The sequence below is a fragment of the Micromonospora halophytica genome, assembly GCF_900090245.1.
In the GTDB taxonomy this organism is placed as follows: Bacteria; Actinomycetota; Actinomycetes; order Mycobacteriales; family Micromonosporaceae; genus Micromonospora; species Micromonospora halophytica.
This window is the reverse complement of sequence record NZ_FMDN01000005.1, coordinates 149,738-175,728: the sequence shown is the minus strand read 5'-3', so window position 1 is coordinate 175,728 and position 25,991 is coordinate 149,738. Positions and strand designations below refer to the sequence as shown.

At 71.8% G+C, this 25,991-nt stretch carries 20 protein-coding genes and 2 tRNA genes; 16 read left to right on the top strand and 6 right to left on the bottom strand.

The features are described 5' to 3' along the window. The first annotated feature begins 283 nt into the window (after positions 1–283). The 4 genes from dnaN (at position 284) to GA0070560_RS09945 (ending at position 4,281) form a co-directional block, all read left to right on the top strand. Positions 284–1,417 carry a DNA polymerase III subunit beta gene (dnaN, locus tag GA0070560_RS09960; RefSeq protein WP_091294066.1) on the top strand — a complete coding sequence of 378 codons (1,134 nt, stop codon included), beginning with the start codon at positions 284–286 and terminating at the stop codon, positions 1,415–1,417. Between the two features lie 40 nt (positions 1,418–1,457). Beyond that, entirely contained in the window at positions 1,458–2,330 is an 873-nt protein-coding gene (gnd, locus tag GA0070560_RS09955) for a phosphogluconate dehydrogenase (NAD(+)-dependent, decarboxylating) (RefSeq protein ID WP_091294063.1), read from the top strand. 18 nt (positions 2,331–2,348) lie between these two features. After that, complete coding sequence (gene recF, locus GA0070560_RS09950; RefSeq protein ID WP_091294060.1) at positions 2,349–3,482, top strand: DNA replication/repair protein RecF; 1,134 nt, start codon at positions 2,349–2,351, stop codon at positions 3,480–3,482. Positions 3,483–3,585: 103 nt separating this feature from the next. After that, positions 3,586–4,281: a DciA family protein gene (locus GA0070560_RS09945; RefSeq protein ID WP_245675448.1), complete on the top strand. Its 696-nt coding sequence runs from the start codon at positions 3,586–3,588 to the stop codon at positions 4,279–4,281. Here GA0070560_RS09945 and GA0070560_RS09940 read toward each other — a convergent pair. Continuing rightward, positions 4,272–4,856: a hypothetical protein gene (locus GA0070560_RS09940; protein ID WP_091294058.1), complete on the bottom strand. Its 585-nt coding sequence runs from the start codon at positions 4,854–4,856 to the stop codon at positions 4,272–4,274. The two genes, GA0070560_RS09945 and GA0070560_RS09940, sit on opposite strands and share 10 nt — an antisense overlap. Before the next feature lie 528 nt (positions 4,857–5,384). On the opposite strand from GA0070560_RS09940, the gene gyrB reads away from it, so the two are divergent. The 6 genes from gyrB (at position 5,385) to GA0070560_RS09915 (ending at position 12,841) form a co-directional block, all read left to right on the top strand. After that, positions 5,385–7,331, top strand: a complete 1,947-nt coding sequence (gene gyrB, locus GA0070560_RS09935; RefSeq protein WP_091294056.1) for a DNA topoisomerase (ATP-hydrolyzing) subunit B — start codon at positions 5,385–5,387, stop codon at positions 7,329–7,331. 128 nt (positions 7,332–7,459) lie between these two features. After that, a complete protein-coding gene (gene gyrA / locus GA0070560_RS09930; RefSeq protein ID WP_091294054.1) occupies positions 7,460–11,242 on the top strand; it encodes an intein-containing DNA gyrase subunit A in 3,783 nt (1,260 codons plus the stop codon). Positions 11,243–11,245: 3 nt separating this feature from the next. Then, positions 11,246–12,130 carry a DUF3566 domain-containing protein gene (locus GA0070560_RS09925; RefSeq protein WP_091294051.1) on the top strand — a complete coding sequence of 295 codons (885 nt, stop codon included), beginning with the start codon at positions 11,246–11,248 and terminating at the stop codon, positions 12,128–12,130. Between the two features lie 346 nt (positions 12,131–12,476). Further along, a tRNA-Ile gene (locus GA0070560_RS09920) sits at positions 12,477–12,550 on the top strand. A gap of 44 nt (positions 12,551–12,594) precedes the next feature. Beyond that, entirely contained in the window at positions 12,595–12,723 is a 129-nt protein-coding gene (locus GA0070560_RS29035; protein ID WP_211565796.1) for a DLW-39 family protein, read from the top strand. 42 nt (positions 12,724–12,765) lie between these two features. After that, positions 12,766–12,841: transfer RNA gene (locus tag GA0070560_RS09915), tRNA-Ala, on the top strand. 416 nt (positions 12,842–13,257) lie between these two features. Here GA0070560_RS09915 and GA0070560_RS09905 read toward each other — a convergent pair. The 4 genes from GA0070560_RS09905 to GA0070560_RS09890 form a co-directional block, all read right to left on the bottom strand. Beyond that, positions 13,258–13,671: a tyrosine-type recombinase/integrase gene (locus GA0070560_RS09905; protein WP_170839348.1), complete on the bottom strand. Its 414-nt coding sequence runs from the start codon at positions 13,669–13,671 to the stop codon at positions 13,258–13,260. 87 nt (positions 13,672–13,758) lie between these two features. Continuing rightward, positions 13,759–13,938, bottom strand: coding sequence for a helix-turn-helix domain-containing protein (locus GA0070560_RS09900; RefSeq protein ID WP_091294046.1), 180 nt, complete (start codon positions 13,936–13,938; stop codon positions 13,759–13,761). Between the two features lie 345 nt (positions 13,939–14,283). Then, positions 14,284–15,036 (bottom strand): signal peptidase I, encoded by a 753-nt coding sequence (gene lepB, locus GA0070560_RS09895; RefSeq protein WP_091294044.1) that lies wholly within the window; start codon positions 15,034–15,036, stop codon positions 14,284–14,286. Then, on the bottom strand, positions 15,033–15,548 hold the full coding sequence (locus GA0070560_RS09890) for a SigE family RNA polymerase sigma factor (RefSeq protein WP_091294041.1): 516 nt from the start codon (positions 15,546–15,548) through the stop codon (positions 15,033–15,035). Before GA0070560_RS09890 ends, lepB begins: the two co-directional genes overlap by 4 nt. Before the next feature lie 448 nt (positions 15,549–15,996). On the opposite strand from GA0070560_RS09890, the gene GA0070560_RS09885 reads away from it, so the two are divergent. The 3 genes from GA0070560_RS09885 (at position 15,997) to GA0070560_RS09875 (ending at position 18,075) form a co-directional block, all read left to right on the top strand. Beyond that, entirely contained in the window at positions 15,997–16,443 is a 447-nt protein-coding gene (locus GA0070560_RS09885; protein ID WP_091294039.1) for a hypothetical protein, read from the top strand. A 176-nt stretch (positions 16,444–16,619) separates the two neighbouring features. Next, a complete protein-coding gene (locus GA0070560_RS09880; RefSeq protein WP_091294459.1) occupies positions 16,620–17,582 on the top strand; it encodes an L-threonylcarbamoyladenylate synthase in 963 nt (320 codons plus the stop codon). Between the two features lie 73 nt (positions 17,583–17,655). Continuing rightward, on the top strand, positions 17,656–18,075 hold the full coding sequence (locus tag GA0070560_RS09875) for a CBS domain-containing protein (protein WP_091294458.1): 420 nt from the start codon (positions 17,656–17,658) through the stop codon (positions 18,073–18,075). A gap of 58 nt (positions 18,076–18,133) precedes the next feature. Here GA0070560_RS09875 and GA0070560_RS09870 read toward each other — a convergent pair whose 3' ends face one another. Next, positions 18,134–22,624, bottom strand: a complete 4,491-nt coding sequence (locus GA0070560_RS09870; RefSeq protein WP_091294035.1) for a cation-translocating P-type ATPase — start codon at positions 22,622–22,624, stop codon at positions 18,134–18,136. 691 nt (positions 22,625–23,315) lie between these two features. On the opposite strand from GA0070560_RS09870, the gene GA0070560_RS09865 reads away from it, so the two are divergent. The 3 genes from GA0070560_RS09865 to GA0070560_RS09855 all read left to right on the top strand — a co-directional run bounded on the left by GA0070560_RS09865 (position 23,316) and on the right by GA0070560_RS09855 (position 25,924). Continuing rightward, positions 23,316–24,683 carry an MFS transporter gene (locus tag GA0070560_RS09865; protein WP_091294456.1) on the top strand — a complete coding sequence of 456 codons (1,368 nt, stop codon included), beginning with the start codon at positions 23,316–23,318 and terminating at the stop codon, positions 24,681–24,683. 226 nt (positions 24,684–24,909) lie between these two features. After that, positions 24,910–25,692: an SDR family oxidoreductase gene (locus GA0070560_RS09860; RefSeq protein ID WP_091294032.1), complete on the top strand. Its 783-nt coding sequence runs from the start codon at positions 24,910–24,912 to the stop codon at positions 25,690–25,692. 37 nt (positions 25,693–25,729) lie between these two features. Continuing rightward, positions 25,730–25,924, top strand: a complete 195-nt coding sequence (locus GA0070560_RS09855; protein ID WP_091294030.1) for a hypothetical protein — start codon at positions 25,730–25,732, stop codon at positions 25,922–25,924. Positions 25,925–25,991: the final 67 nt, after the last annotated feature.

The window sequence follows — 25,991 nt, the reverse complement described above, 5'->3', positions numbered from 1 at the left end:
CTGAGCTGCGCAGACGCGAGTTCTCCACAGTTTGCACAGGTGCGATGAAGACGATGAGTTATCTCTTCTAAAGAATCAAAAACCAATCATCACCGTTGGACTTCCTGTGGATCGGGTCGGAACGCTGCCGTCGGCAGTCGCTCCGGCACCTGGATCCACGGGGTCGGGCGCACAGCCGATGCCCGCGCGCCCTAAGGTGCGATGGGTACCCGCACGGTCGGGCGGGACGGTGGGCAGCGGTCGGCATGAGAGAGTTGTCGCTGACGTCGACGCGGAGGCATTGATGAAGTTCCGAGTGGAGCGCGACGCGCTCGCCGAAGCGGTGGCGTGGACCGCGAAGAGCCTGCCCAACCGGCCGTCCGTACCGGTGCTCGCCGGGGTGATGCTCCGGGTCACCGACGGCAACCTGCAGGTCTCCGGCTTCGACTACGAGGTATCCAGCCAGGTGACCGTCGAGGTGCAGGGAGACGCCGACGGCGCCGCCCTGGTCTCCGGCCGCCTGCTCGCCGAGATCACCAAGGCACTGCCGGCCAAGCCGGTGGACATCGCCGCGGTCGGCGCCCACCTGGAGCTGGTCTGCGGCAGCGCGCGGTTCACCCTGCCCACCATGCCGGTGGAGGACTACCCGACCCTGCCGGAGATGCCGGAGAGCACCGGCACCGTCGACGCGGCCGCCTTCGCCGCCGCCGTCGCCCAGGTCGCCGTGGCGGCCGGCCGGGACGAGACGCTGCCGATGATGACCGGCGTACGGATCGAACTCTCCGGCGGCACACTGGCCATGCTCGCCACCGACCGCTACCGGCTCGCCCTGCGCGAAATGGAGTGGAACCCGGACGACCCGGAGATCAGCATCAACGCCCTCGTGCCGGCGCGCACCCTGCACGACACCGCCAAGGCGCTCGGCCCGCTCGGCGGCCAGGTCGTCATGGCGCTCTCCCAGGGCTCCGCCGGCGAGGGCATGATCGGTTTCGCGGGCGGCACCCGGCGTACCACCAGCCGACTGCTCGACGGGGCGAACTACCCGCCGGTGCGCTCGCTCTTCCCGGCCACCCACAACGCCGAGGCCCGGGTGCCGGTCAGCACGCTGATCGAGGTCGTCAAGCGCGTCGCGCTGGTCGCCGAGCGGACCACCCCGGTGCTGCTGAGCTTCAGCTCCGACGGGCTGGTGGTCGAGGCCGGCGGCACCGAGGAGGCACGGGCCAGCGAGGCCATGGAGGCCACCTTCACCGGTGAGCCACTGACCATCGGCTTCAACCCGCAGTACCTGATCGACGGCCTGGCCAACCTGGGTGCCCAGTTCGCGCAGCTGGCGTTCGTCGACGCCTTCAAGCCCGCGGTGATTTCCCCCGCCGGCGAGGATGGCGAGGTCATCCCGGGGTACCGGTACCTCATCATGCCGATCCGCGTCTCACGCTGATCGCAGCCCCGCACGACCAGACGCACGGAGGTAGGAGCAGATGCAGCTCGGCCTGGTAGGACTCGGCCGGATGGGCGGCAACATGCGCGAGCGGTTGCGTGCCGCCGGGCACGAGGTGGTCGGCTTCGACCACAACGCGGAGCTGAGCGACGTCGCCAGCCTCGCCGAGCTGGCCGGAAAGCTGGAGTCGCCGCGCGCCGTCTGGGTGATGGTCCCGGCCGGAGTCACCGACGTCACCATCGACGAACTCGCCGGCGTGCTGGGTGAGGGCGACATCATCATCGACGGCGGCAACTCGCGGTTCAGCGACGACGCCCCCCGCGCCGAGCGCCTCGCCGAGCAGGGCATCGGCTACGTCGACGTGGGCGTCTCCGGCGGCGTCTGGGGCAGGCAGAACGGGTACGGCCTGATGGTCGGCGGCGCGCAGGAGCACGTCGACCGGCTCATGCCGGTCTTCGAGGCGCTCAAGCCGGAGGGCGAGTTCGGCTTCGTGCACGCCGGCCCGGTCGGCGCCGGCCACTACGCCAAGATGGTGCACAACGGCATCGAGTACGGCCTGATGCACGCCTACGCCGAGGGCTTCGAGCTGCTCTCCAAGTCCGAGATCGTCACCAACGTGCCGGGCGTCTTCAAGTCCTGGCGCGAGGGCACCGTGGTCCGTTCCTGGCTGCTCGACCTGCTCGACCGTGCGCTCGACGAGGACCCGGAGCTGGCCGAGCTGAGCGGCTACACCGAGGACACCGGCGAGGGCCGCTGGACGGTCGACGAGGCGGTCCGGCTCGCCGTGCCGCTGAACGTCATCACCGCCTCGCTCTTCGCCCGGTTCGCCTCGCGGCAGGACGACTCACCCGCGATGAAGGCCGTCGCCGCGCTGCGCCAGCAGTTCGGCGGGCACGCCGTGCGCAAGCGCTGACCCGGTAGCCACGCACCTGTGTACGTCCGCCGGCTCGAACTGGTCGACTTCCGCTCGTACGAGCGCGTCGGCGTCGACCTGGAGCCGGGGCCGAACGTCCTGACCGGCCCCAACGGCGTCGGCAAGACCAACCTGGTCGAGGCGCTGGGCTACCTGGCGACCCTGGACTCGCACCGGGTCGCCACGGACGCTCCGCTGGTCCGGATGGGCGCCACCTCGGCAGTGCTCCGCTGCGCGGTGGTGCACGACGGCCGGGAACTCCTGATCGAGCTGGAGATCGTCCCGGGCAGGGCCAACCGGGCCCGGCTGGGACGCTCACCGGCCCGGCGGGCCCGTGACGTGCTCGGCGCGCTGCGGCTGGTGCTCTTCGCCCCGGAGGACCTGGAACTCGTCCGGGGCGACCCGGCCGAGCGCCGCCGCTACCTGGACGACCTGCTGGTGCTCCGGCAGCCCCGGTACGCCGGGGTGCGCGCCGACTACGACCGGGTGGTCAAGCAGCGCAACGCCCTGCTCCGGACGGCGTACCTGGCCCGCAAGACGGGCGGGTCGCGGGGTGGGGACCTGTCGACCCTGGCCGTCTGGGACACCCACCTGGCTCGGCACGGGGCGGAGCTGCTGGCCGGCCGGTTGGAACTGGTGGCCGCGCTGGCCCCGCACGTGGCCAAGGCGTACGACGCGGTGGCAGCCGGGAAGGGCGCGGCGGGGATCACGTACCGGCCGTCGGTGGAGCTGACCGAGCCGACCACCGACCGGGCGGTGCTCGCCGAGGCGCTGACCGCCGCACTGGCCGAGTCCCGGTCGGCCGAGATCGAGCGGGGCACCACGCTGGTCGGTCCGCACCGCGACGAGCTCAGCCTCACCCTCGGGCCGCTGCCCGCCAAGGGGTACGCCAGCCACGGCGAGTCCTGGTCGTACGCGCTGGCCCTGCGCCTGGCCGGGTACGACCTGCTGCGCGCCGACGGCATCGAGCCGGTGCTGGTGCTGGACGACGTCTTCGCCGAGCTGGACGCCGGCCGGCGGGAGCGGCTGGCGGAGCTGGTGGGCGGGGCCGGTCAGCTCCTGGTCACCTGCGCCGTCGACGACGACGTGCCGGTGGCCCTGCGGGGTGCCCGGTACGCGGTGGGCGAGGGGACGGTACGACGTGTCGACTGAACCGGGGCGCGACAGCGAGGGGGACACACCGGCCCGCCGGACGGGGGGACCGGGGCGCGCCGCCGAAGGCGGCCCACCTGCCGGCGCGGCGGGTTCGGGCCGCGTGGCCGGGGGCGGCCGCCGTGGTACGCGTACCCCCGGGGGAGCCGGCGGCGACCGGGCCGGCGCGGCGCGACCGGCCGACGGCGGCGCGGACGCCGCGCGGGGCGGCCGGGGAGCCGGCGCGGACGCCGCAGGCCGGCCGACGGGCGACGGGCCGGTCACGGGTGACGCGGCCGGTGCGCCGGGCCCGGCCGACGCGTCGGGGCCGCAGCTCGCGCGGGCGGTGCTGGACGCCGCGAGGTCCCGCCGGGAGGCCACCGCGAAGACCCGCCGCCGCAGCGCGGTCTCCGGTGACGGCGGCGAACGGCGGCTGCGTGGCTACTCCGGGCCGGGCCCGGACCCGCGTGACCCGCAGCCGCTCGGCGTGGTGCTGGAGCGGCTGATGAAGGCGCGCGGCTGGCAGCAGCCGGCCGCCGAGGCGACCGTCTTCGGTGCCTGGGAAAAGGTGGTCGGGTCGGAGATCGCCCAGCACAGCCGCCCGGTCAAGCTGGAGGACGGCGAGCTGACCGTGGAGGCGCGCTCCACCGCCTGGGCCACCCAGCTCCGGCTGCTCGCCGGGTCGCTGCTGAAGCGGATCGCCGGCGAGGTCGGCCACAACGTGGTCCGCAAGCTGCACATCCACGGCCCGGCGGCGCCGTCCTGGTCACGGGGCCCGCGACGGGTCCGGGGCCGGGGCCCCCGCGACACCTACGGCTGAGCGCCGGGGCGGCGGCCGGGTGCGGCGTCGGCGTAGACGGCGAAGCCGCGGTCGGCACAGCGCCGGTAGAAGGCGGCGAGCACGCCGAGTTCGGCGCAGGTGAAGTCCCACTGCGGCGGGTCGCCGTTCTCGTCGCGCAGCCGGTCGAGCCGGCTGTCCAGCCAGCGCAGCTGCTGCTCGGCCAGCCGCCCGTCGGCCAGCAGCGAGCGGAGCACGTCGCTGACCGACTCGAAGGTGACCACCTCGCCGTGCGGCCGGTGCTGGGCGACGAACTTCTCCACCCCGCCGGCGATCCAGGAGCAGCCGTCCGGGTCGATCACCGGATCCTCGTCCTCGGCGGCGGCCTCTGTGGCGTAGAGCACATTCTCCAGGCCGAGGATCAGGTCCACCAGTTCGGTGTACGCGGTGGCCCGGATCGTGCCGGTCTTGGCGATGTGTTCGGCGAGCGCCGCGGTGGGCGCGGAGATCCTGGGAATTTCCACGATCTCGCCGAAGTCCACGAACTCGGCCGGCGCGACCGGGTCGTAGAAGCGGCCGGTCCGCGGCCAGTGCACCGCGACGTTGTCCAGCCCCATCTGGCGTCACCCCTTGTGAGCACGTGTCGGATCGATCGGGTCGATCGTCCCGGTTGTCGACGGTAAAGATCAAGACATGCACCGGTCGGCGCCGCAAAGGTACGGTACGGCCGCTCCGCGCGCGACCCCCGGCCCACCGCCTGCCGCACCCGATTCCCGGGCGACGCCGCCGGAGATCGGGCCCTGGCGCGTAGGGGGAGTCGCGGGCAGCACGGTTCGGCCCGCTACGGAGGTCTCAGACGCCGCGCAGGGGGTGCCGAGTGGCGTCTTCGTCGGTTGCGCACAGTAGGATTGGGGGCGAGACGAAGACCCGACGCGGAGCGACGGACAGGGGCCCGGGTGGCCCTTGATCAAAGTCCTGTGTCGGGTCGAGCCGATCGCGATCCGCGGGCAACCGCGGCGACCGGCGCACACGATCCGCGACCTGGCGATCCCCGGAGGCCGGTCCGTGCGCCGACGTCGCGTCCTGTCCGCCGAACCCGCTCCTGTCGCGCCCCTGGCGCGGTCGGTGCGAGAAAGTGGCCGAGGGTGGCAGCGCAGGACAAGCAGGAGTACGGCGCCGAGTCGATCACCGTCCTCGAGGGGCTTGAGGCGGTCCGCAAGCGGCCCGGCATGTACATCGGGTCGACCGGTGAGCGCGGTCTGCACCACCTCGTGTGGGAGGTCGTGGACAACGCGGTGGACGAGGCGCTGGCCGGCCACTGCGACACCATCGACGTGGTGCTGCTGGCCGACGGCGGCGTCCGGGTCACCGACAACGGCCGTGGCTTCCCGGTCGACCTGCACCCGAAGCTCAAGAAGCCGGGTGTCGAGGTCGCGCTGACCGTGCTGCACGCGGGCGGCAAGTTCGACGGCAAGGCGTACGCGGTCTCCGGCGGTCTGCACGGCGTCGGCGTCTCCGTGGTGAACGCCCTCTCCACGAAGATGGCGGTGGAGATCCACAAGTCCGGCTTCGTCTGGCGGCAGCAGTACCACCACTCCAAGCCCACCGCGCTGGAGAAGGGCGAGAGCACCGACCGCACCGGCTCGGCGGTCTCCTTCTGGCCGGACCCGGACGTCTTCGAGACGGTCGACTTCGACTTCCAGACCATCTACCGCCGGCTGCAGGAGATGGCCTTCCTCACCCGCGGCCTCACCATCCACCTGCTCGACGAGCGGGTCCCGGAGGGCGAGGAGGGCAAGCTCCGCGAGGTCACCTTCCGCTACGACGGCGGCATCGCCGACTTCGTCCGGCACCTCAACGCGTCGAAGAACCCGATCCACAAGACGGTGGTCGAGTTCGGCGCCGAGGAGGAGGGCATGTCGCTCGAGATCGCCATGCAGTGGAACGAGTCGTACGGCGAGTCGGTCTACACCTTCGCCAACAACATCAACACCCACGAGGGCGGCACCCACGAGGAGGGCTTCCGGTCCGCGTTGACCAGCGTCGTCAACCGGTACGGCGCGGAGAAGAAGCTGCTCAAGGGCGACGAGAAGCTCTCCGGTGAGGACATCCGGGAGGGCCTGGCCGCGATCATCTCGGTGAAGCTGACCAACCCGCAGTTCGAGGGCCAGACCAAGACCAAGCTGGGCAACACCCCGGTGAAGAGCTTCGTGCAGCGGGTCTGCAACGACCGGCTGGTCGACTGGTTCGACCGGAACCCGGCCGAAGCCAAGATGATCATCCAGAAGGCGTCCCAGGCGGCCCGGGCCCGGATCGCCGCGCAGCAGGCGCGCAAGCTGGCCCGCCGCAAGTCGCTGCTGGAGTCCGGCTCGATGCCGGGCAAGCTGGCCGACTGCCAGTCCACCGACCCGCGCGAGTCCGAGGTCTTCATCGTCGAGGGCGACTCGGCCGGCGGCTCGGCCAAGCAGGGTCGGGACCCGCGTACCCAGGCCATCCTGCCGATCCGCGGCAAGATCCTGAACGTGGAGAAGGCCCGGATCGACCGGGTGCTGAAGAACAACGAGGTCCAGGCGCTGATCACCGCGTTGGGCACCGGCATCCACGACGACTTCGACATCGAGAAGCTGCGCTACCACAAGATCGTGCTGATGGCCGACGCGGACGTTGACGGCCAGCACATCCAGACGCTGCTGCTGACCCTGCTCTTCCGCTTCATGCGGCCACTGGTCGAGCTGGGCCACGTCTACCTGGCCGCCCCGCCGCTCTACAAGATCAAGTGGAACAAGAAGGGCGACGACGCCCAGTACGCGTACTCGGACCGGGAGCGGGACGGGCTGATCGCGCTGCGCCAGCAGAAGAAGCCCAACGCCAAGCCGGACGACATCCAGCGGTTCAAGGGTCTCGGCGAGATGAACTACCCCGAGCTGTGGGAGACCACGATGAACCCGGCCACCCGTACGCTGCGCCAGGTCACGCTCGACGACGCCGCCACCGCCGACGAACTCTTCAGCGTGCTGATGGGCGAGGACGTCGAGGCGCGCCGTTCGTTCATCCAGCGCAACGCCAAGGACGTGCGCTTCCTCGACATCTGACGGCTCGGGCGGGTCGGCCGGCGTTCACCGGCCGGCCTACCGGTCCACAGAGTTATCCACAGCTTGGCCGGTTTCCACAGCCGTTATCCACAGCACGAAAACGACTCTGAGTCTGATAAGGGTTAACAGTGACCGATACTCCCGAGTCCACCCCGAACGAGCCGGAGACCCCGGAGACACCCGCCGCGGTCGTGGCGCAGCACGACCGGATCGAGCCGGTCGGCCTCGAGGTCGAGATGCAGCGTTCGTACCTCGACTACGCGATGAGCGTCATCGTCGGGCGGGCGCTGCCGGACGTCCGGGACGGGCTCAAGCCGGTCCACCGCAAGATCCTTTACGCCATGTTCGACTCCGGTTACCGGCCGGACCGCGGCTACGTGAAGTGCTCCCGCGTCGTCGGCGACGTGATGGGTCAGTTCCACCCGCACGGCGACTCGGCGATCTACGACGCGCTGGTCCGGATGGCCCAGCCCTGGTCGCTGCGCTACCCGCTGGTCGACGGTAACGGCAACTTCGGCTCGCCGGGTAATGATCCGGCTGCGGCGATGCGTTATTGTCTGACAGCGGATGTCCGGATTCGTACCGCCGAGGGCAGCGTCCGGATCGGCGACGTCGTGCCGGACGCCGCGCCGAGCAGCGAGACGGACGTCGAGCTGAAGGTCCGCGACCGCAACGGCGATCTGGTCCGCGCCAGCAAGTTCTTCCACTCCGGCGAGCACCCGACGCTGCGGCTGCGCACCCGCGAGGGGTACGACCTGACCGGCACCCACAACCACCCGGTGCTCTGCCTGGTGGACATGGCCGGCGTGCCGACCCTGCTGTGGAAGCTGCTCGCCGAGATCTCGCCGGGCGACCGGGTGGTCCTCCAGCGCACCGTGCCGGACGAGATCGGCTACCCGATGCTCGAGCACGTCGAGGCGGCCGTGCTGGCCGGCGCGTTCGTCAGTGAGGGCTGGGTGTCCGAGGGACGGGCCGGCTTCAACAACGTGGACCGGGAGTTCTTCGTCCGGGTCCTCGCCGCCTACGACCTGGCTGTCGGCGGTCCGCGCTACGTCAGCGAGCGGGTGATCGCTTCCGGCAGCGTCCTGCACGAGCTCGACGTCCAGGATCTCACCGCGTTGCGGAAGAGCGTGCTCGGCGAGATGGTCGGTGCGCGTAGCGCCGCCAAGTTCGTACCCGAGTTCGTCTGGCAGGGGCCGGCGGCGGTCAAGCGGGCCTTCCTCCAGGCCCTGTTCGAGGGTGACGGCTCCTCCTCGCTGCTGCCGCGCAACACCATCCAGGTGTCCTACTCGACCCGCAGCGACCGGCTCGCCCGCGAGGTGCAGCAGCTCCTGCTGGAGTTCGGCGTGGTCAGCCGGCAGTGCCGCTACGACAACGGCGAGATCAAGGTCGTGGTGACCAACCGGCGTGACGCCCGGATCTTCGCCGCCCAGGTCGGCTTCCTCGGCCGCAAGCAGGCCAAGCTGGAGTCGGAGCTGGCGTCCGTCCCGGCGAGCAGCACGGCGCTCTCCAGCGACCACGTGCCGCTGGTGGGTGACTTCATCCGCGAGCACGGGGCGACCCGCTGGACCGAGCGGGACTGGCTGCGCCGGCACAACGTCGATCGGATCGAGCGCTGGGAGCGGGACCGGGACGAGATCGCCGCCCGGATCACCGAGGCCGAGGTGCTGGACGTGGTCGAGCCTCTCGTCGACGGCCGCTTCTACTACGCCGAGGTGGCAGGCGTCACGGACGCCGGGGTGCAGCCGGTCTACAGCATCCGGGTCGACACCGACGACCACTCCTTCGTCTCCGACGGTTTCGTCAGCCACAACACCGAGTGCAAGCTCGACCCGCTGGCGATGGAGATGCTGCGGGACATCGACGAGGACACCGTCGACCTGCAGGACAACTACGACGGTCGGGCCAAGGAGCCCACCATCCTGCCGTCCCGCATCCCCAACCTGCTGATCAACGGCTCCGAGGGCATCGCGGTCGGCATGGCCACCAAGATCCCGCCGCACAACCTGCGCGAGATCGGCGCGGCCGTGCAGTGGTGCCTGGAGAATCCGGAGGTCGACGAGGCGACCACCCTCGAAGCGCTGCTGGAGATCGTCAAGGGCCCCGACTTCCCGACCTACGGCCTGATCGTCGGCCAGTCCGGGATCCAGGACGCGTACCGGACCGGGCGCGGTTCGATCCGGATGCGGGCCGTGGTGGAGGTCGAGGAGGACAAGCGCGGCCGTCCCGCGCTCGTGGTCAGCGAGCTGCCGTACCAGGTCAACCCGGACAACCTGGCCGAGCGGATCGCCGAGCTGATCAAGGAGGGCAAGCTCGGCGGCATCGCCGACATCCGGGACGAGTCCTCCGGGCGTACCGGGATGCGGATCGTGCTCGTGCTCAAGCGCGACGCGGTCGCCAAGGTGGTGCTGAACAACCTCTACAAGCACACCCAGCTCCAGGAGACCTTCGGCGCCAACATGCTGGCGCTGGTCGACGGCGTGCCGCGCACGCTCAACCTGGCCCAGTTCATCCGCTACTACGTCGAGCACCAGATCGAGGTCATCCGCCGGCGGACCGCGTTCCGGCTGCGCAAGGCCGAGGAGCGGGCGCACATCCTGCGCGGTCTGGCCAAGGCGCTCGACGCCCTCGACGAGGTGATCGCCCTGATCCGGCGGTCACCCACCGTCGACGACGCCCGGCAGGGCCTGATCCGGCTGCTGGAGATCGACGAGATCCAGGCGACCGCGATCCTGGACATGCAGCTGCGCCGCCTGGCCGCCCTGGAGCGGCAGCGGATCCTCGACGACCTGGCCAAGCTCGAGATCGAGATCGCCGACCTCAAGGACATCCTCGCCAAGCCGGAGCGGCAGCGGCGGATCGTCTCCGAGGAGCTCGGCGAGATCGTCGCGAAGTGGGGCGACGACCGGCGGACGAAGATCGTGCCGTTCGACGGCGAGGTCTCGATGGAGGACCTCATCGCCCGCGAGGACGTGGTCGTCACCATCACCCGCACCGGGTACGCCAAGCGGACCAAGGTCGACCTCTACCGCTCCCAGCGGCGCGGCGGCAAGGGCGTCAGCGGCGCCACGCTGCGGCAGGACGACATCGTCAGCCACTTCTTCGTGTGCTCCACGCACGACTGGATGCTGTTCTTCACGAACAAGGGGCGGGTCTACCGGGCCAAGGCGTACGAGTTGCCGGAAGCCAGTAGGGTGGCCAAGGGCCAGCACGTGGCCAACCTGCTCGCCTTCCAGCCGGACGAGCAGATCGCGCAGATCATCGAAATCCCGAACTACCAGGTGGCGCCCTATCTGGTACTGGCCACGAAGAACGGCCTGGTGAAGAAGACCCGTCTCGAGGAGTTCGACTCCAACCGGTCCGGCGGCATCATCGCGATCAACCTGCGTGATGAGGACGAGCTCGTCGGTGCCGCCCTCGTGGCACCCACCGACGATCTGCTGATGGTCTCGAAGAACGCGCAGGCCATCCGGTTCAACGCCACGGACGAGGCGCTGCGGCCGATGGGGCGGGCCACCACGGGCGTGATCGGCATGCGATTCTCCGACGACGACGTCCTCCTCGCCATGGAGGTGGTTCGGGAGGGGATGGACGTTCTGGTGGCCACGAACGGGGGATACGCGAAACGCACCCCGATCGAGGAATACCCGGTCCAGGGCCGGGGAGGTAAGGGTGTGCTGACTGCGAAGATCACCGAGCGACGCGGTGGTCTGGTCGGCGCGGTCGTGATCGACCCGGAGGACGAGCTGTTCGCCATCACCAGCAACGGTGGCGTCATCCGGACTCCGGTGAAGCCTGTACGCCGTACGCGTGACCGGAACACAATGGGGGTCAAGCTGATGGACCTCCCGGACGGCGTGACTATCGTGGCGATTGCTCGCAATGCCGACGAGCCTGACGAACAGGACTAGTTGATGACGGAGACACAGGCGAAGTCGGGGAACAAGGGGACCTCGGCCACCCCGGTCGACGAGGAGGCCGCGAAGAGCGGCACAGCTGCGGCCGGCCGCGCTGCTGTGGGCCGGGCGACCGTCCCCGCCGATGCGCCTGCCCCGAAGTTCACCCGGGCCCCGGGCATGGCTCCGCCTCCGGACAAGCCCGGCGACGACGCGGCTGCGAGCGAGAAGACCGAGACATCGGCGGTCGAGGCGCCCACTTCCGCCGCCGCGCCGGTGGTGACCTCGGCGAGGTCGAGCAACACCACCCAGCCGATCAAGACCGGTGCCGCCACGTCGCCGTCCAGCACCGGCACCCAGCCGAGGGTGGGCGGAGCCGCCAAGCCGTCGCCGGACGGTGCCCGTCCGACCGGCACGGCCCGTCCCAACGGGGGCGGCCTGCCGCCGGGGATCGGCAACGCGGCCGCCGTCGGTGCCGCCCGGGTGGGTGACGCGGTACGCGCCGCGCGTACCTCGGTCAGTTCGGCCGCCTCGCGCGGGCCGCGTCGGGCCCGGCTGAACCTCAAGCGGATCGACCCGTGGTCCGTGATGAAGTTCGCCTTCGCCGTCTCCGTGGTGCTCTTCATCGTGGTGGTCGTCGCCACCTCGGTGCTCTACCTCGCCCTGGACGCCATGGGCGTGTTCCAGAGCGTCAACGACAGCCTGACCGACCTGGTCAACGCCGGCGGGCAGAGCGGCGGTGGCTTCCAGATCACCGCGAAGGGCGTGATCCTCAGCTCGGCGCTGATCGGCCTGGTCAACGTCGTCCTGTTCACCGCGCTCGCCACGCTCGGCGCGTTCGTCTACAACGTCTGCGCCGACCTGGTCGGCGGGATCGAGCTGACGCTCGCCGAGCGCGACTGATCTTCCGTACGTCCTACGCCGGGGCACCGCTTCCGCGGTGCCCCGGCGTTCGCGTGTCGTCGGCTTTTCGGCTCCGACCGGCCCTGGGGCTCGGCTGGTCCGCCCCCCGGGCGATCCGGGCGTCCGTGATCCGGCTTGATCGACTCCGTTGCGCCAACATGGCGGTGTCGTGGCGCCCTGGATACCGCCATGTCGCCGCAACGGAGTCGATCTCCACGGTCGACGCACCGGAAAAGCGGTCCCCGTCGAGCGGCCGGCCCGGGTACGGTCGAGGTGGCACGAGCGCCACGAGGACCCCGATTTGGGGCCGGACGCGGCAATGGGTTAACCTTGCTCGTCGCCACGCGGGGCTATAGCTCAGTCGGTTAGAGCGCAGAGCTGATAACTCTGAGGTCGCTGGTTCGATTCCAGCTAGCCCCACCGCACACCCGTTCCGACGGCAGTCGAGCGCGAAGGGGCGCCCCATGTTCAAGAAGCTTCTGATCCTGGCCGGCGTCGTCGCCGTGGCTGCCGTCGTCGCTCAGAAGATCAAGGCTTCGAACGACGAGCGCGCTCTGTGGCACGAGGCCACCACCTCGCCCGACCTGCGCTGACCTGCTCGTCACCGGCAGCACCGGCGGTTCTGACCGCCATCCGGGGCCCTAGCTCAACTGGCAGAGCACTGCCTTTGCAAGGCAGGGGTTAGGGGTTCGAGTCCCCTGGGCTCCACCAGCACGAACACCGGTTGATCTCGGTTGCGAGTACAGCCATCCGTACAGCCAAGCGGTCCGTTGATGCCTACAGCCACCGCATGTCACCGTCTTCGAACTCGTAGACGTAGGCGGTCCGGTAGCTGGGACGATCGAACAGCTCAGCTTCTCCGGTGAAGACCGCGACGAGGGCATCGCTGCCACGCCACCAGGCGTCCGCTAGGCCAGCTGTCTCGGGTACGGGCTCCATGCTTCTGAGGTCGATTTCAGCGACGGAATCGCCGGACAGCTTCGTGATCCTGCTTGCCAGACTCGCGGCAGAGTAGGCCAAGGCGAGCGACTCGATCCAACCCTCAACCGTGGCGTGCAGGGCAACCCACTTTTCGGAAGCAAGGCCGAAGTGGCCACCAGGATCGTTCGGGAGTCAGTGCACGCCGCTCAGCCCGACCGCGGGCCGGAGGCTTGGCCGCCCTTGGCGACGTTGCGTGGGACCAGATCCATTCGCTCAGCATCGGCCAGGGCGATGCGCAGCACGGCGTGAACCTTGATGATGCTGGCCGGCGCGAGCCTGCCTCGCAGCCCGGTAAGGAACCGCTGTACCTCCCGAGGCGTCAGCCGATCGAGCTTTACCCGGCCCAGCCCCGGCACCGGATGCTTGGTCACCGCCAGGCGGTAACGCACCAGCGTTGACGGCCGCGTGCCGTCGTGCGCCTTCACGTCCTGCAGCCACTCGGTCAACCAGGCTTCCACCGTCCGAGGCTGCGCGGTGAGGTCGACACCAAGCTGGAGTTGGTGCCGCAGCTCGTCGCGCTTCCGGACCGCCTCAGCCTCGCTCTTGGCGTAGACGCACATTCGCTTCCGCTTCCCGTCGATCCACCCTAGGTCGACTACGGCCGCCCAGACTTCCGGGCGCTGCATGGGCGCGACGACGCCGGCCGGTCATGCAGCGAACTCCTCAGTTGCCGAAAGGAACTCACCAATCGCGGACAGCGGAATGAGCCGAGCGCGACCCGCCTTGATCGACCGCAGCCGACCCGACCGCATCAGCACGTACACGGTGTCCCGGCACACGCCCAGCAGCGCGGCGGCCTCAGCCGACGAACGCTCTTCCAGAACCACGTCCTACTCAATGGCTTGGCCTGTAGCGAGCGGCAGGCCGCAGCCATCGTCAACGCATGGGACCAAGTGATCGCAACGTTGCCCGACGAGGAGGATCCCAGCATGGAGTAGTGGGGCGCTGCGTCGGAATGATCGGTGCCCGTCGTCGCTTTGTCGGGCAATCCTGAGACCGCCCCTGAAGCTTGGCTAGCACCCGCGACAGCCCGGCCTTCAAGTCGCCGCCGTCTCACCGCACGAACTTCGCGCCCCAGCGGGCTGCTTGACACCAGGTCGATGTTTAGATTACCGCGCGTCGCGCGAAAAGGTTCAACTTTACGGATTCGCAGGGTTTCTGTCGGGACTCTCTTATCGCGGCTCGGAGACGCCTGCGGGTGGAACCGGTGGGGCTGGGTCGACGTTGTCGCGATCGCCAGGCCCGTCGTGAGCTGGGGCACCTGGAACGGCACGAGTCTGCCCGTCGCGGTTCCTGATGTTTATAGCCACCCCAGTCACGTCGGCGAGCTTGACTGGGCCGATGGATCGGGAGTCATTTGCCTGCGGTCGGTTGTCGCCGAGGACGAAGATCATATGAGCCGGCACGGTGCTGGTGGGGAATGGGTCGGTGACGGTCGTCCCGAGGTAGTCCTCGGGCATAGTCACCCCGTTGACGGCAATTGCCTCACACCGGCCGGTAGCATCGGCGGGGCAACCGATGGTGTCACCGGCGAGGGCGACCACCCGCATGATGGAGTCGTACTCGTGACCGTTGTCGACGAGGCGCACGACGACAACGTCGCCTCGGGCAGGCGACAGGTTCTTACTAAAAACGACGCGTTCACCCATGCGCACCGTGGATTCCATGTTCGTGCTGGGCTGAGTGAGAGTGAAGTACTCAGCCTGACCGAGCAGGGTAGCCGCCGCTAGCGTGGCCAGGACCACGAAGCCGCCGCCCACGCTGGCCGCAGCAGTGCCCAATCGCCGTGTGCGCCGGTGACTGCGGGCGAGGTCCAGGATCGACCGGGCCAGGCCGGGGCGGGCGTGTATAGCCGGCTCAGCCGCTGTTGCCAGCCTTCGCAATTCCTCGGCTGCATCGTCGAGGCTAGGAAGAATCTTGTTCATCGCGCCGTCTCCTCTACAGAGGTGGGGGTGGGCACCAGAGCGGCGCGGACCTTTTGCAGTCCGCGGGCGAGATTGCTCTTGACAGTCCCCAGCGAACACTTCATGACCGCGGCCGTCTCAGCCTCGCTCAATCCATCGATGACGCGCAGCACCACCGTGACGCGCTGTCTCGGGGGAAGCACAGCAAGGATCTGGTCGAGATGTGTTCGGGCCGCAATCGCCTCAGCATGATCTGACCCGATCTTCGATAGGTCCGGGTTGGTCCTCGTCGGGACGGGAACGAGATGCCGACGCCGACCACGATCCTTTGCAAGATTGACGAGCGCGGCGCGAACATATGCCTCCGGGGCGTCCAGCTGCCTCGACCAGTGTCTGGTAAGCCGGAGCAGGGCCGTCTGCAGGACATCCTCGGCCTCACCGGCGTCTGGCACGAGCAGCCGCGCGAACCGCAGCAGTCGATCACCGTGGACTTGCACGAACTCAGTGAAGGCCTGCTCTTCTGAGGGAGTCACACCTACCAGAACGCGATCAGTTCCACAGGCGTTGCATGCCCTGGCTCTCGATCTTTCCCCAGATCACTACCGATGCCAAGCCATGCACCGATCAGGGGTTGTACAGCCATCCGTATAGCCAAGCCAGCCGACCGGCCCCGGTCATGAGCGGACGCGAGCCGACAGGACGAGCAGGTCATCGGCAGGAGCCGACGCCGGCCGACAAACCGCGCGATCTGGGCCTTGGTCGGCTTGGAGCGTGGCGATGCCGAGATGGCGGTGCGGTCGAGGACGCCGCCGATCAGCGGTAGCCACTTGCCGAGCGTCATGAGGCCGTCACAGGCACCTGATCACGGATTCGACCACGGTGAATAGATCGATGAAGCCGAGCCGGCTTGGACACGCAACGCCGAACGTTGCGCGCCCAAGCCGAGCCGGGCACGATCGGTGCCGGCGGAAGGTGGCACGGATGAGGTCTCGGCGGATCACCCGTACCTCGGTGGTGTGCGCCGGCCTGCTGACGGTCCTGGTCACCGGCTTCTTCTGGATGGGTGCGGTCGAGGCGTACCGGAAGGCCGTCGGCCTGCGTGACCACGGCCTGGTGGTGACCGCCACCGTGCGCGAGGTGCACCGGCTCGGGGACGACAGCTACGTCCGGGTGTGGTTCACGACGACCGACGGCACGGTCGTGGAGGCCGACGTGCACGACTTCCGGGTTGATCCGGAGCCCGTCGAGGGGCAGACGATGCGGGTCCGCTACGCCGCCACCGACCCCGTGGACCATGTCCAGGACGCCCGCCAGCGCCCCGACTTCGTGGACGTCTGGCTGCGGGCGATCGGCGGTGCGGCCCTGCTGACCTTCGGGACCGTCGTGGTGACGTGGTCATGGGCGATGGTCGGCGAGGTCTGGCCGTGACGGCGCTGCGGCCGAGCCGCGTCCCCCGGCTGGCCGGGCTGGGCGCGCTGTTCGCGGGGTCGCCCGGGCAGCGGTGGCGCGCGGCGGGACCGGCATCCCGGGATCGCCCGGCCGACGACCGGGGGACGTCGGAGGCACGTTAGCGTCGGGGCGTGAGCACCGGATCCCCACGCGTCCTGCCCGCCGAGACCGGCATCGCCGAGGCCGCCGCCGTCCTGCGCGACGGCGGGCTGGTGGCGTTCCCCACCGAGACCGTCTACGGGCTCGGCGCGAACGCGCTCGACGCGCGGGCCGCCGCGCGGATCTTCGAGGCGAAGGCCAGGCCCAGCTTCGACCCGCTGATCACCCACCTGGCCGACGCCGCCGACCTGGAGAAGCTGGTCGGGCCGGTGCCGCCGGCGGTCGCCGCGCTGGCCGAGCGGTTCTGGCCGGGGCCGTTGACGCTGATCGTGGACCGGCCGGCGGAGATTCCGCCGATCGTCACCTCGGGGCTGGACACCATGGCGGTGCGGGTGCCGGACGAGCCGTGGGCGCGGGCGCTGATCCGGACCGCCGGGGTGCCGGTGGCCGCGCCCAGCGCCAACCGGTTCGGGCAGCTCAGCCCGACCCGGGCCGAGCATGTGGTGAGAGGGCTCGGCGGGGCGGTCGACGTGGTCCTCGACGGTGGGCCCACCCGGTGCGGCATCGAGTCGACCATCGTGGACGCGCGCGGCGCCCAGCCGGTGGTGCTGCGGCTCGGTGCGCTCGCCCTGGAGGACCTGGTGGAGGCGGTGGGGCCGGTGACCGTACGCCCGGGTAGTTCGGGGCAGCCGGTGGCGCCGGGCACGCTGGCGGCGCACTACGCGCCGCGTACCCCTTTGCGGGTGGTGGCGGGCGCGCGGCCGGCGGTCGGCGACGGTGTCCGGCGCGGCTTCCTGGCCTTCCGGGAGTCGCCGGCCGACGGGTACGTGGCGGTGGAGGTGCTCTCGCCCGCCGGGGACGTGACGGAGGCCGCGGCCCGGCTCTTCGACGCCCTGCACCGGCTCGACGCGGCGGGGGTGACCGAGATCCTCGCCGAGGCGGCCCCGGAGGAGGGTGTGGGGCGGGCGATCAACGACCGGCTGCGCCGCGCCGCCGCCACCTGGGACGCCGCCGGCTGACGGTCACGTGCATGGCCCGACGACCCGGGGGTACGGATTCAGACAACGACCCCCCGGAAAGTGAGGTGTGATCATGCCGAACGCACGCGACATCATGACCGCCGACGTGACCTGCGTCCGCGAACACGACGACCTGCGCGCCGCCGCCAGGCGGATGGCCGAGCTGGGTGTGGGTTCGCTGCCCATCTGCGGCGACGACAACCGCCTCAAGGGCATGCTGACCGACCGCGACATCGTGGTGAAGGTCCTGGCCCAGGGGAAGGACCCGGCAAACGTGACCGCCGGTGAGCTGGCCCAGGGCGAGGCCGTGACCATCGGCGCGGACGACGACGCCACCGAGATCCTGCGCACCATGGGCGAGCACCAGGTACGCCGGCTGCCGGTGATCGACGGGCACGAGCTCGTCGGGATCGTGGCGGTGGCCGACGTGGCCCGGTCGTTGCCGGAGCGCCCGGTGGGCGACCTGATCGAGGCCATCTCCGAGCGGGCCTGACCCCGTCGCACCGTCGATCGCCGCCCTCCGGTTCCGGCCGGAGGGCGGCGACGTCACCTCAGCCCGTTCCGTCTCCGTCCTCGGTCCGTACCCCCGGATCGGCGTGCGGACCCGCCGGTGGGGCGACTCCCGGCGGCGGCGGGAGACGGTCGACGAGCCGGGTCAGCGCGCCGTTGGCGAAGGTCGCGCCGAGCGCCGACCCGGTGGCGATGCCCCAGCCGACCGGACCGAGTGGGGTGCAGCCGAAGAACTGGCTCACCCCGGGGGTCTGCACCACGGCGGCCAGCACGCCGAGCGACACGGCGGTGGAGGCGAGCACCGTCGGACTGGTCCCGCCGGCCAGCACCGTCTGGCCGAGCTGGGTGCCGACCAGCGACACCAGCGCCACCGTGCCGGCCCGGCGCTCCCGCCCGCCGGTGTAGCGGGACAGCGTCCAGCCGGCCGTCGCGCCGAGCGTGGTGGCCGCCGCGCGCAGGCCGATCTCCCTGGTCATTGTTCCACCGAGCGAGGTGTCCGGGCCTTCCCGGAGCAGCCCGTCGGCATGGTCGCCGCCGGGCGGCCGGACCGCGATGGCCAGCGCCGGTGCCAGGTCGGTGAGCAGATTGACCAGGAGGAGTTGGCGACCGTTCAGCGCGGAACGACCGGTCGTCGCGGCGGTCAGCACGCTGAACGCGATCTCGCCGAGGTTGCCGCCGACCAGGATGCTCAGCGCGTGGCGTACCGAGGACCACATCGCCCGCCCCTCGACCAGGGTGGCGATGATGGTCTCCAGCCGGTCGTCGGTGACCACCAGGTCGGCGGCGGCCCGCGCGGCGGGGGTGCCCCGTTGGCCGAGGGCGATGCCGACGTCGGCCAGCCGGATCGCCGGCGCGTCGTTGGCGCCGTCCCCGGTCATCGCCACGGTCCGGCCGCACTTCTGCAACGCCTGGATGAGTCGGACCTTGTGCGCCGGGGTGCAGCGGGCCACCACGTCCGTGCAGGCCAGCCGGTCGGCCAGTGCCTCGTCGTCGAGCTGGTCCAGTTCGGTGGCGGTGACCACCCGCTGTCCCTCGTGGTCAGGGCTGATGATCGAGGCGATCGCCTCGGCGGTGGCCGGATGGTCCCCGGTGATCATGATGGTGTGCACGCCGGCCTGCCGGATCCGGTGTACCGCGGGGGCGGCGGACTCGCGTACCCCGTCGGCGAGCGCGACGAAGCCGACGAAGACCAGGCCGTGCACCTCCTCGTCGGTCACCTGCTCGGCGTCCACCCGGCACTCGGCGACGGCGAGGATCCGGTGTCCCGCCCCGGCCCGGTCGGCGAGCATGGCGTGCAGCCCGTCCCGGCCCTCGTCGTCGAGCGGCTCGTCCGGCCCGTCCGGCGTACGCCACGCGCTGCACCGGGGCAGCACGGTCTCCGGCGCCCCCTTCACGCTCAGCAGTAGCCGCTTCCCGGCCCGCCCGATGGTCGCGTGGTAGCCCCGGGACGGCTCGAACGGCAGCCCACCGACCGCCTGCCAGCCGTCCGCGCCGGTCTGCTCGGTCACGCCGGCGTCCCGGGCGCCGTACCGGACGGCCCGGTCGGTGTGCTGCGGCAGCTCCTCCGGATCCTGCGCGTACGGGGTGGCGCGCAGCGCGACCGCGAGGGTGCGGCGCAGCCCGTCGTCGAGCTGGTCCACCGGGGCGTACCGGTCGTCGTCGCCGACCCCGGCCAGCATCAGTTTTCCCTCGGTGAGGGTGCCGGTCTTGTCGAAGCAGAGCACGTCCACCCGGCCCAGGGCCTCGATGGTGCGCGGGTTGCGGACCAGCGCGCCGTGCTCGGCGAGCCGCCGGGCCGCCGCCAGCTGGGCGGCGCTGACCAGGAACGGCAGCCCTTCCGGCACCGACGCCACGGCCAGGTTCGCGGCGGTCGCCGCCGTCTCCGCCAGCGGTACGCCCCGCAGCAGCCCCGCCCCGGCGACCGCGATCGCCGAGCCCGCCGCCAGTGGCACGGCCGCGCTGGTCAGCCGGCCGAGCCGGGCCTCCACCCCGCTGGCGGGGGGCGCCTGCCGGGCCAGGGCCAGACTGCGACCGGACTCGGTGTCGGCGCCGACCGCCACCACCACGGCGGTGCCGTGACCGGCCGCCACGGTGGTGCCCTCGTAGAGCATCGAGTGCCGGTCGGCGACGGCGGCGGCGACCACCGGCTCGGCGGACTTCGCCACCGGCAGTGACTCCCCGGTCAGCGACGACTCGTCGGTCTCCAGCCCGTCGGCGGTCAGCACCCGGCAGTCGGCCGGCACCGCGTCGCCCGGCCCGAGGACGATCACGTCGCCGGGCACCAGTTCCTCGGCGGCGATCACCTGTTCGCCGCCGTCCCGGCGCACCTGGGCGGTGACCGCCGAGCGGGACAGCAGTTCGGCCAGGGCCCGTTCGGTGTTGCGCTGGTGTACCGCCCCGGCCAGCGCCGACCCGCCCACCACCCCGCCCACCAGGGCGGCGTCGACCAGGGATCCGAACGCGGCGGAGAGTACGGCCCCGGCGGCCAGCACCGGGGTGAGCGGGTTGGCCAGTTCGTCGACGAAGGCGCGCAGCAGGCCGCCTGTGCGGGGCGTACCGGTGACGTCGTCGCCCCGCCGGCGGCGGGCCTCGGTGTCGGTGAGCCCTTCCGGGGTGCTGTCGAGCTGGCGCAGCACCGTCTCTGCCGGCATCAGGTGCCAGGCGGTGCTGACCGGGGCGGGGGTGCCGGTCGGGTCGGGCAGCCGGTGCGCCCGCCACACGCCGTGCGCGAAGGCGAGCGCCGCCGCGCCGTTCACCGCGGCGAGGGTACGGGCGGGCAGCCGTTCGGGGTCGGCGGTGAACGCGCCGAGCGCGCCGAGGCCGGTGCCGGCCATGGCGATACGGAGGTTCTGCCGGGTCATCCGCCGGGCCGTGCCGACCGCCTCGATCATCAGCGCCGGGATCCGCAGGTCGGTGCCGACCAGCAGGTGGGCCCCCCAGGGCGGCAGATCTTCCGGGGCGGCCATGCCGAGGCCGCAGTCGGACGCGGCGAGCGCCGCCCGGTCCCCGGAGACCAGCATCACCACCGCGCCGTCGCGTTGCAGGACGCGCACCGAGTCGGCCAGGTGTGCCCCGCCGGGCAGGACGGCGTCGGCGAAGCCGTACCGCTGCGGGTCGTCGTCGGCCACCACCAGCCGCAGGCCGGCCTGCCGGGCGGCGGTGGGAAGCGCGTCGACGCCGGGCGCGGGTTCCGGCTCCACCCGGATGACCGCGGCCAGGGTGCCGTGGTGGGCCAGGCCGAGGAGCAGGCCGCCGCCGTCGCGCAACCGGCGGCTGTCCGGGGTGTCGCCCGGATCGTCGGCGTCGAGTCCGGGTAGCGGCCCGAGCCGCCAGCCGTCGGAGTCCCGGGCGGCGTCCGGGTGGTCGGGGTCGAAGAGCGCGAACGCCCGGGCGGCCACCTCACCGGTGTCCTGGTCGACCAGCGGGGCCAGGTCCGCCAGCACGCCTCGCTCCGAGCCGAGCACGGCGGAGTCCAGCACGACCGTGTCGATCCGGTCGAGTTCCCGCAGCACACTGCGGTCCATCGCGATCACGCCGCGCCGGGCCAGGATCCGGCCGAGTTGCGCGGCGTAGCCCTCCCGGCCGCTGCCGGGGGCCTTGGGCAGCGAGGCCAGGCCCAGCGCGGCGGCTCGCTTGCGGCCGACGACCGGGAGCGCCGCTGCGGCGGCGGCCGCGCCGGTGCCGAGTGCCGAGGTGACGTACCGCTCGGCCGGGCCGTCCGGCTTGGGGCGGGGCCGTTCGGTCGTGGGGGAGCGCGCGGCGGCCCGTTCCGGGTCCCCGGTCAGCCTCGGCTCGGCCTTGTTCCAGGTCGAGAGCTGGGCCCGGGCCTCGCCCCACTGGACGATCCGCTGCGCGCCGTCCAGCGCGATCCCCGCCCAGCCTCCGGTGAGGCCCTGCACGACCGCCTCGGCGAGCGGGAACAGCACGTCGGCGCGCGGGTCGGCGCGCAGCCCCCGGTCGGCGAGGGCGTGCAGCTTCGGGTGCAGGTCGATGGCGGCGAGCAGGCCGGACACTTCGCCGGGGACCGGGGTGAAGGGCAGGATCCGGGTGGCCGCCGAGATGGTCAGGCCGAGCGCGTCCGAGACGAGCGCGCCGAGGGTCCGGGGCGTCCGCGGACCCTCCTCGGGCGGGTGCGGTGGCGGGACGTCCGGGTCCGGCTCGTGCGGGCAGACCCGCTCGGTGCGGGCCACCGTGGCGATCAGGTCGCGCAGGTTCGGCCGCGGCTCCTCGACGGCCACCACCACCCGGCCGGAGGGGGCGTTCACCCGGGCCCAGGCCACCCCGGGCATCCGTTCCAGCGCCTGTTCGACCTGGTAGGCCAGCCGGTCGCCGCCGTCCTGGCAGACGCCGTGCACCTCGATGTGGTGCCGTCCGTCGCGGGACCACACCCGGCGCTTGGTCAGACCGGCCGCGCGGACCAGCCGGGAGGCGGCCGCGCCGACGGTACGGGACGCGTCGGCGACCAGCGGTGGCACGGGCGGTGCCGGCACCGGCGGGAGCACCCGGCCGGCGAGCCGGCCCAGCGTCGTCATCGAGCGGTACGGCCGAGTCGCCGGCCCCGCTCCTCGCCGCCCACGCCGCCGCTCCTGCCGTACGCCATCTCGCCTCCCGCGCTCGTCAGGCGGCCTGGCTTCCCGTACCGACGCCCCTTATGCCGCCGGTACGGGGGAAGTTTTCCGCCGCTGATGGGCGTCCGGTGTCCGTCACACGTTCTACCGCCTCCCGAGGTCCGGGCAAGATGCCCTGACAGAGAGTGACCGGCGTGCGGGGTCCGTTGCATTGGTTCGTACGCTTTGCTCTGCACCCATGGACGCGCCGGCAACGATGCGTGATGGTGACGCTCGTCCGTAATCGGGTTGCCTCCGCCGATCGTGCTGGTCAGAGCGCTGTCGCGTCCATGGGTGCAGAGCAAAGGGCGGATCGAGGGTGGCTGGGGTCAGCTCACTTGACCACCCGGGGTGACCATGAGCTCCGCTCACCATGAGTGACGGGCGACGTGAGGGAGCGACGGCCGGGCCGGCTGGTGAGTTGACCTCAACCCGGATTGAGGTCGCAGGCTGAGCCAATGCTGATCGAACTGCTCCGGTCCGAGGCAGGCCGGGCCACGAAGCCCCGCCACCGGTTCGAGTTGGGCCCGGCCAGGACGCCCCGCCACCTGCCCCGGCCGGCAGGATCGGCGACGCAGACCCGTACCGGCCGGTGGGGTGCCCCGGCGGCCGGTCGATGACGGCGACGGTCGAGGCGGCCACCCCGGTCGCCCGCCTGTACGACCCGCGCCTGCGCGCGATGACCGTGGGCATCGTCGCCCTGGTGTCCCTGCTGGCCTTCGAGGCGCTGGCCGTGGGCACCGCGATGCCCACGGTCGCCCGGGCGCTCGACGGCCTCTCCCTCTACGCGCTCGCCTTCGGCGGGCCGTTCGCCGTCGGGGTGCTCGCCATGGTGCTCTCCGGCATCTGGTCCGACGCCCGAGGGCCGCGCGCACCGATGTGGGCCGGCGTCGGACTGTTCGTGGTCGGGCTGCTGCTGGCCGGCAGCGCCACCGCGATGGGGCAGCTCGTCGTCGGGCGGGCGGTGCAGGGCCTCGGCTCGGGGCTGCTCTCGGTCGCCCTCTACGTCGTGGTGGGCCAGGCGTACCCGGAGGAGCTGCGTCGGAAGGTGTTCGCCGCGTTCGCCGCCGCCTGGGTCGTACCGTCACTTGTCGGTCCGGCGGTGGCCGGGCTGATCGTCGAGCACCTGGGCTGGCGGTGGGTCTTCCTCGCCGTACCGGCGGTGGCGGTGCCGGCGGCGCTGCTGGTCCAGCCCGGCCTGCGGTCGCTGCGCGCGCCGGGGGCCGCCGGGTTGCCCGCCGGGGCGCTGACCCGGATCGGCTGGGCGGCCGGGGCGGGGGTGAGCGCCGCACTGCTGCACCACGGGGGGCAGCAGCGCGGCGCGTCCGCCGTACCGTTGGTGTTGGTCGCGCTGGTCGGCCTGGCAGTCTGCGCACCCCGGCTGCTGCCGGCCGGTTTCCTGCGCGCGGCCCGCGGCCTGCCCACGGTGATCGGGCTGCGCGGGCTCGCCTCGGCAGCGTTCGTCGGGGCCGAGGTGGTGATCCCGCTGATGCTCTCCCGGGAACGGGGCTTCACGCCGACCGCCGCCGGTCTGGTGCTCACCGTCGGTGCGCTGGCCTGGTCGGCAGGTTCCTGGTTGCAGGGTCGGCTGCCGGCGCCGCGCTCGTCCGCGACATTGCCCCGCGCCGGGCTGGCCTGCATCACCCTCGGCACGACCACGGTCGCCCTGACGGTGTGGCCGGCGGTGCCGGTGGCGGTCGGGGTGCTCGGCTGGGCGGTGGCCGGCGCCGGGATGGGTCTGCTCTACCCGTCGTTGTCGGTGCTGACCCTGGAGCTGTCCGCCCCCGACGAGCAGGGGCGCAACAGTTCGTCGCTGCAACTGGGCGACTCGCTCTTCGCCGCCACCGTGCTGGCGCTCACCGGTGCGGTACTCGCGGCCGGCGCCGCCCCCGGGCCGGCGGACTACGCGGGGACACTCGGCGTCGCCGCGGCCTGCGCGCTGCTCGGCCTCCTCCTGGCCCACCGGGTCACCCCCTCCCGCTGACCCGTCCGGGCGGGATCGGCGATCGGGCGTGGCGGGGTGGGTCGGGCGGCCAGGATGGGGAGGCGATGGGCTTCCCTGGCGATCCTGCCGGCGGCCGTGGTCGTTCCGGTCGCCGTGGCCGCGCGGGCCGCCCCGGTCCGGGTGTGCGGATCGGCGGCCGACCTGCCGACGTGACGTCACGATCGGGCCGGCCGTCCCGTCGACCCGGCGACAGGGAGGAGTCGACATGAAGGTTCTGGTCACCGGAGCGGGCGGCACTCTGGGGCGGGCGGTGCTGCCCCGGCTGCGCGCCGACGGGTTCGACGTGCGGGCGACGAGCCGGCGTCCCCGGCACGACCCGGGAGCGGACTGGGCGGTGGTGGACCTGGCCAGCGGGGCCGGGCTGGACGAGGCGGTGGCCGGCGTGGACGCCGTGCTGCACCTGGCGTCGTTGCCGAACAGCCGGCACACCCACCGGGTGGATGTGCTCGGCACCCGCCGGCTGGCGCTCGCCGCCGGCCGGGCCGGCGTCGGTCACCTGGTGTACGTCTCGATCGTCGGCGTCGACCGGGTTTCACTTCCCTACTACCGGCACAAGCTGGCGGCGGAGCAGGTGGTGAGCGCCGGCCCGGTGCCGTGGACGGTGCTGCGGGCCACCCAGTTCCCGCCGTTCCTGGACCGGCTGCTGCGGGCGTCGAGCCGGCTCGGGCCGGTGATCGGCGACCCGGCGGTGCTCGCTCAGCCCGTCGACCAGCACGAGGTGGCGGGCCGGCTCGCCGAACGGCTCGCCGTCGGCCCGCTGAGCGGCATCGAGGAGTACGCCGGTCCGCAGGTGCTCCGCTTCGACGAGGCGGTACGCGCCTGGCAGTCGGCGCGTGGCTCGCGCCGCCCGCTGCTGCCGGTCCGGTTCCCCGGCCGGCTCGGCCGGGCGCTGCGGGAGGGCGGGCTCACCACCACCGCCTCCCCGACCGGTACGCGCACCTGGGCGGATCACCTCGATGACACGTACGGGCGAATCGGCGCAAGATGAGGCCGCCACTCGTTCACGTTCGTCCTACCGTGACGCCATGTTCACCCTCGTCGCCACCGTGATCCTGTACGTCTTCGGTTTCGTCTTCCTCTACGGCGTGATCCGGCTCGCCGTCCGGCACGGCATGGAGGACCTGGAGGCGCGGCGCCCACAGGTGCTCCGGACCGCGCAGAGCACCTCCGACGACGACGCCGCCTTCATGCGGCAGAACGCCTTCCTCGGCGGCAACTGACCCCGTCACCGCCCGCGTGCTGGCCACCAGCCGCGCCGACGTCAACGGCGCCGTCCGTGGGACGCTG

What these genes read in the sequence shown, in the direction of transcription:
- lepB (WP_091294044.1), bottom strand. Translation starts at nt 15,036, where the DNA reads ATGAACAAGATTCTTCCTAGCCTCGACGATGCAGCCGAGGAATTGCGA.
- GA0070560_RS09905 (WP_170839348.1), bottom strand. Translation starts at nt 13,671, where the DNA reads ATGTGCGTCTACGCCAAGAGCGAGGCTGAGGCGGTCCGGAAGCGCGAC.
- dnaN (WP_091294066.1), top strand. Translation starts at nt 284, where the DNA reads ATGAAGTTCCGAGTGGAGCGCGACGCGCTCGCCGAAGCGGTGGCGTGG.
- GA0070560_RS09870 (WP_091294035.1), bottom strand. Translation starts at nt 22,624, where the DNA reads ATGACGACGCTGGGCCGGCTCGCCGGCCGGGTGCTCCCGCCGGTGCCG.
- GA0070560_RS09940 (WP_091294058.1), bottom strand. Translation starts at nt 4,856, where the DNA reads ATGGGGCTGGACAACGTCGCGGTGCACTGGCCGCGGACCGGCCGCTTC.
- GA0070560_RS09865 (WP_091294456.1), top strand. Translation starts at nt 23,316, where the DNA reads ATGACGGCGACGGTCGAGGCGGCCACCCCGGTCGCCCGCCTGTACGAC.
- GA0070560_RS09875 (WP_091294458.1), top strand. Translation starts at nt 17,656, where the DNA reads ATGCCGAACGCACGCGACATCATGACCGCCGACGTGACCTGCGTCCGC.
- GA0070560_RS09860 (WP_091294032.1), top strand. Translation starts at nt 24,910, where the DNA reads ATGAAGGTTCTGGTCACCGGAGCGGGCGGCACTCTGGGGCGGGCGGTG.
- GA0070560_RS09925 (WP_091294051.1), top strand. Translation starts at nt 11,246, where the DNA reads ATGACGGAGACACAGGCGAAGTCGGGGAACAAGGGGACCTCGGCCACC.
- GA0070560_RS09855 (WP_091294030.1), top strand. Translation starts at nt 25,730, where the DNA reads ATGTTCACCCTCGTCGCCACCGTGATCCTGTACGTCTTCGGTTTCGTC.
- GA0070560_RS29035 (WP_211565796.1), top strand. Translation starts at nt 12,595, where the DNA reads ATGTTCAAGAAGCTTCTGATCCTGGCCGGCGTCGTCGCCGTGGCTGCC.
- gnd (WP_091294063.1), top strand. Translation starts at nt 1,458, where the DNA reads ATGCAGCTCGGCCTGGTAGGACTCGGCCGGATGGGCGGCAACATGCGC.
- GA0070560_RS09885 (WP_091294039.1), top strand. Translation starts at nt 15,997, where the DNA reads ATGAGGTCTCGGCGGATCACCCGTACCTCGGTGGTGTGCGCCGGCCTG.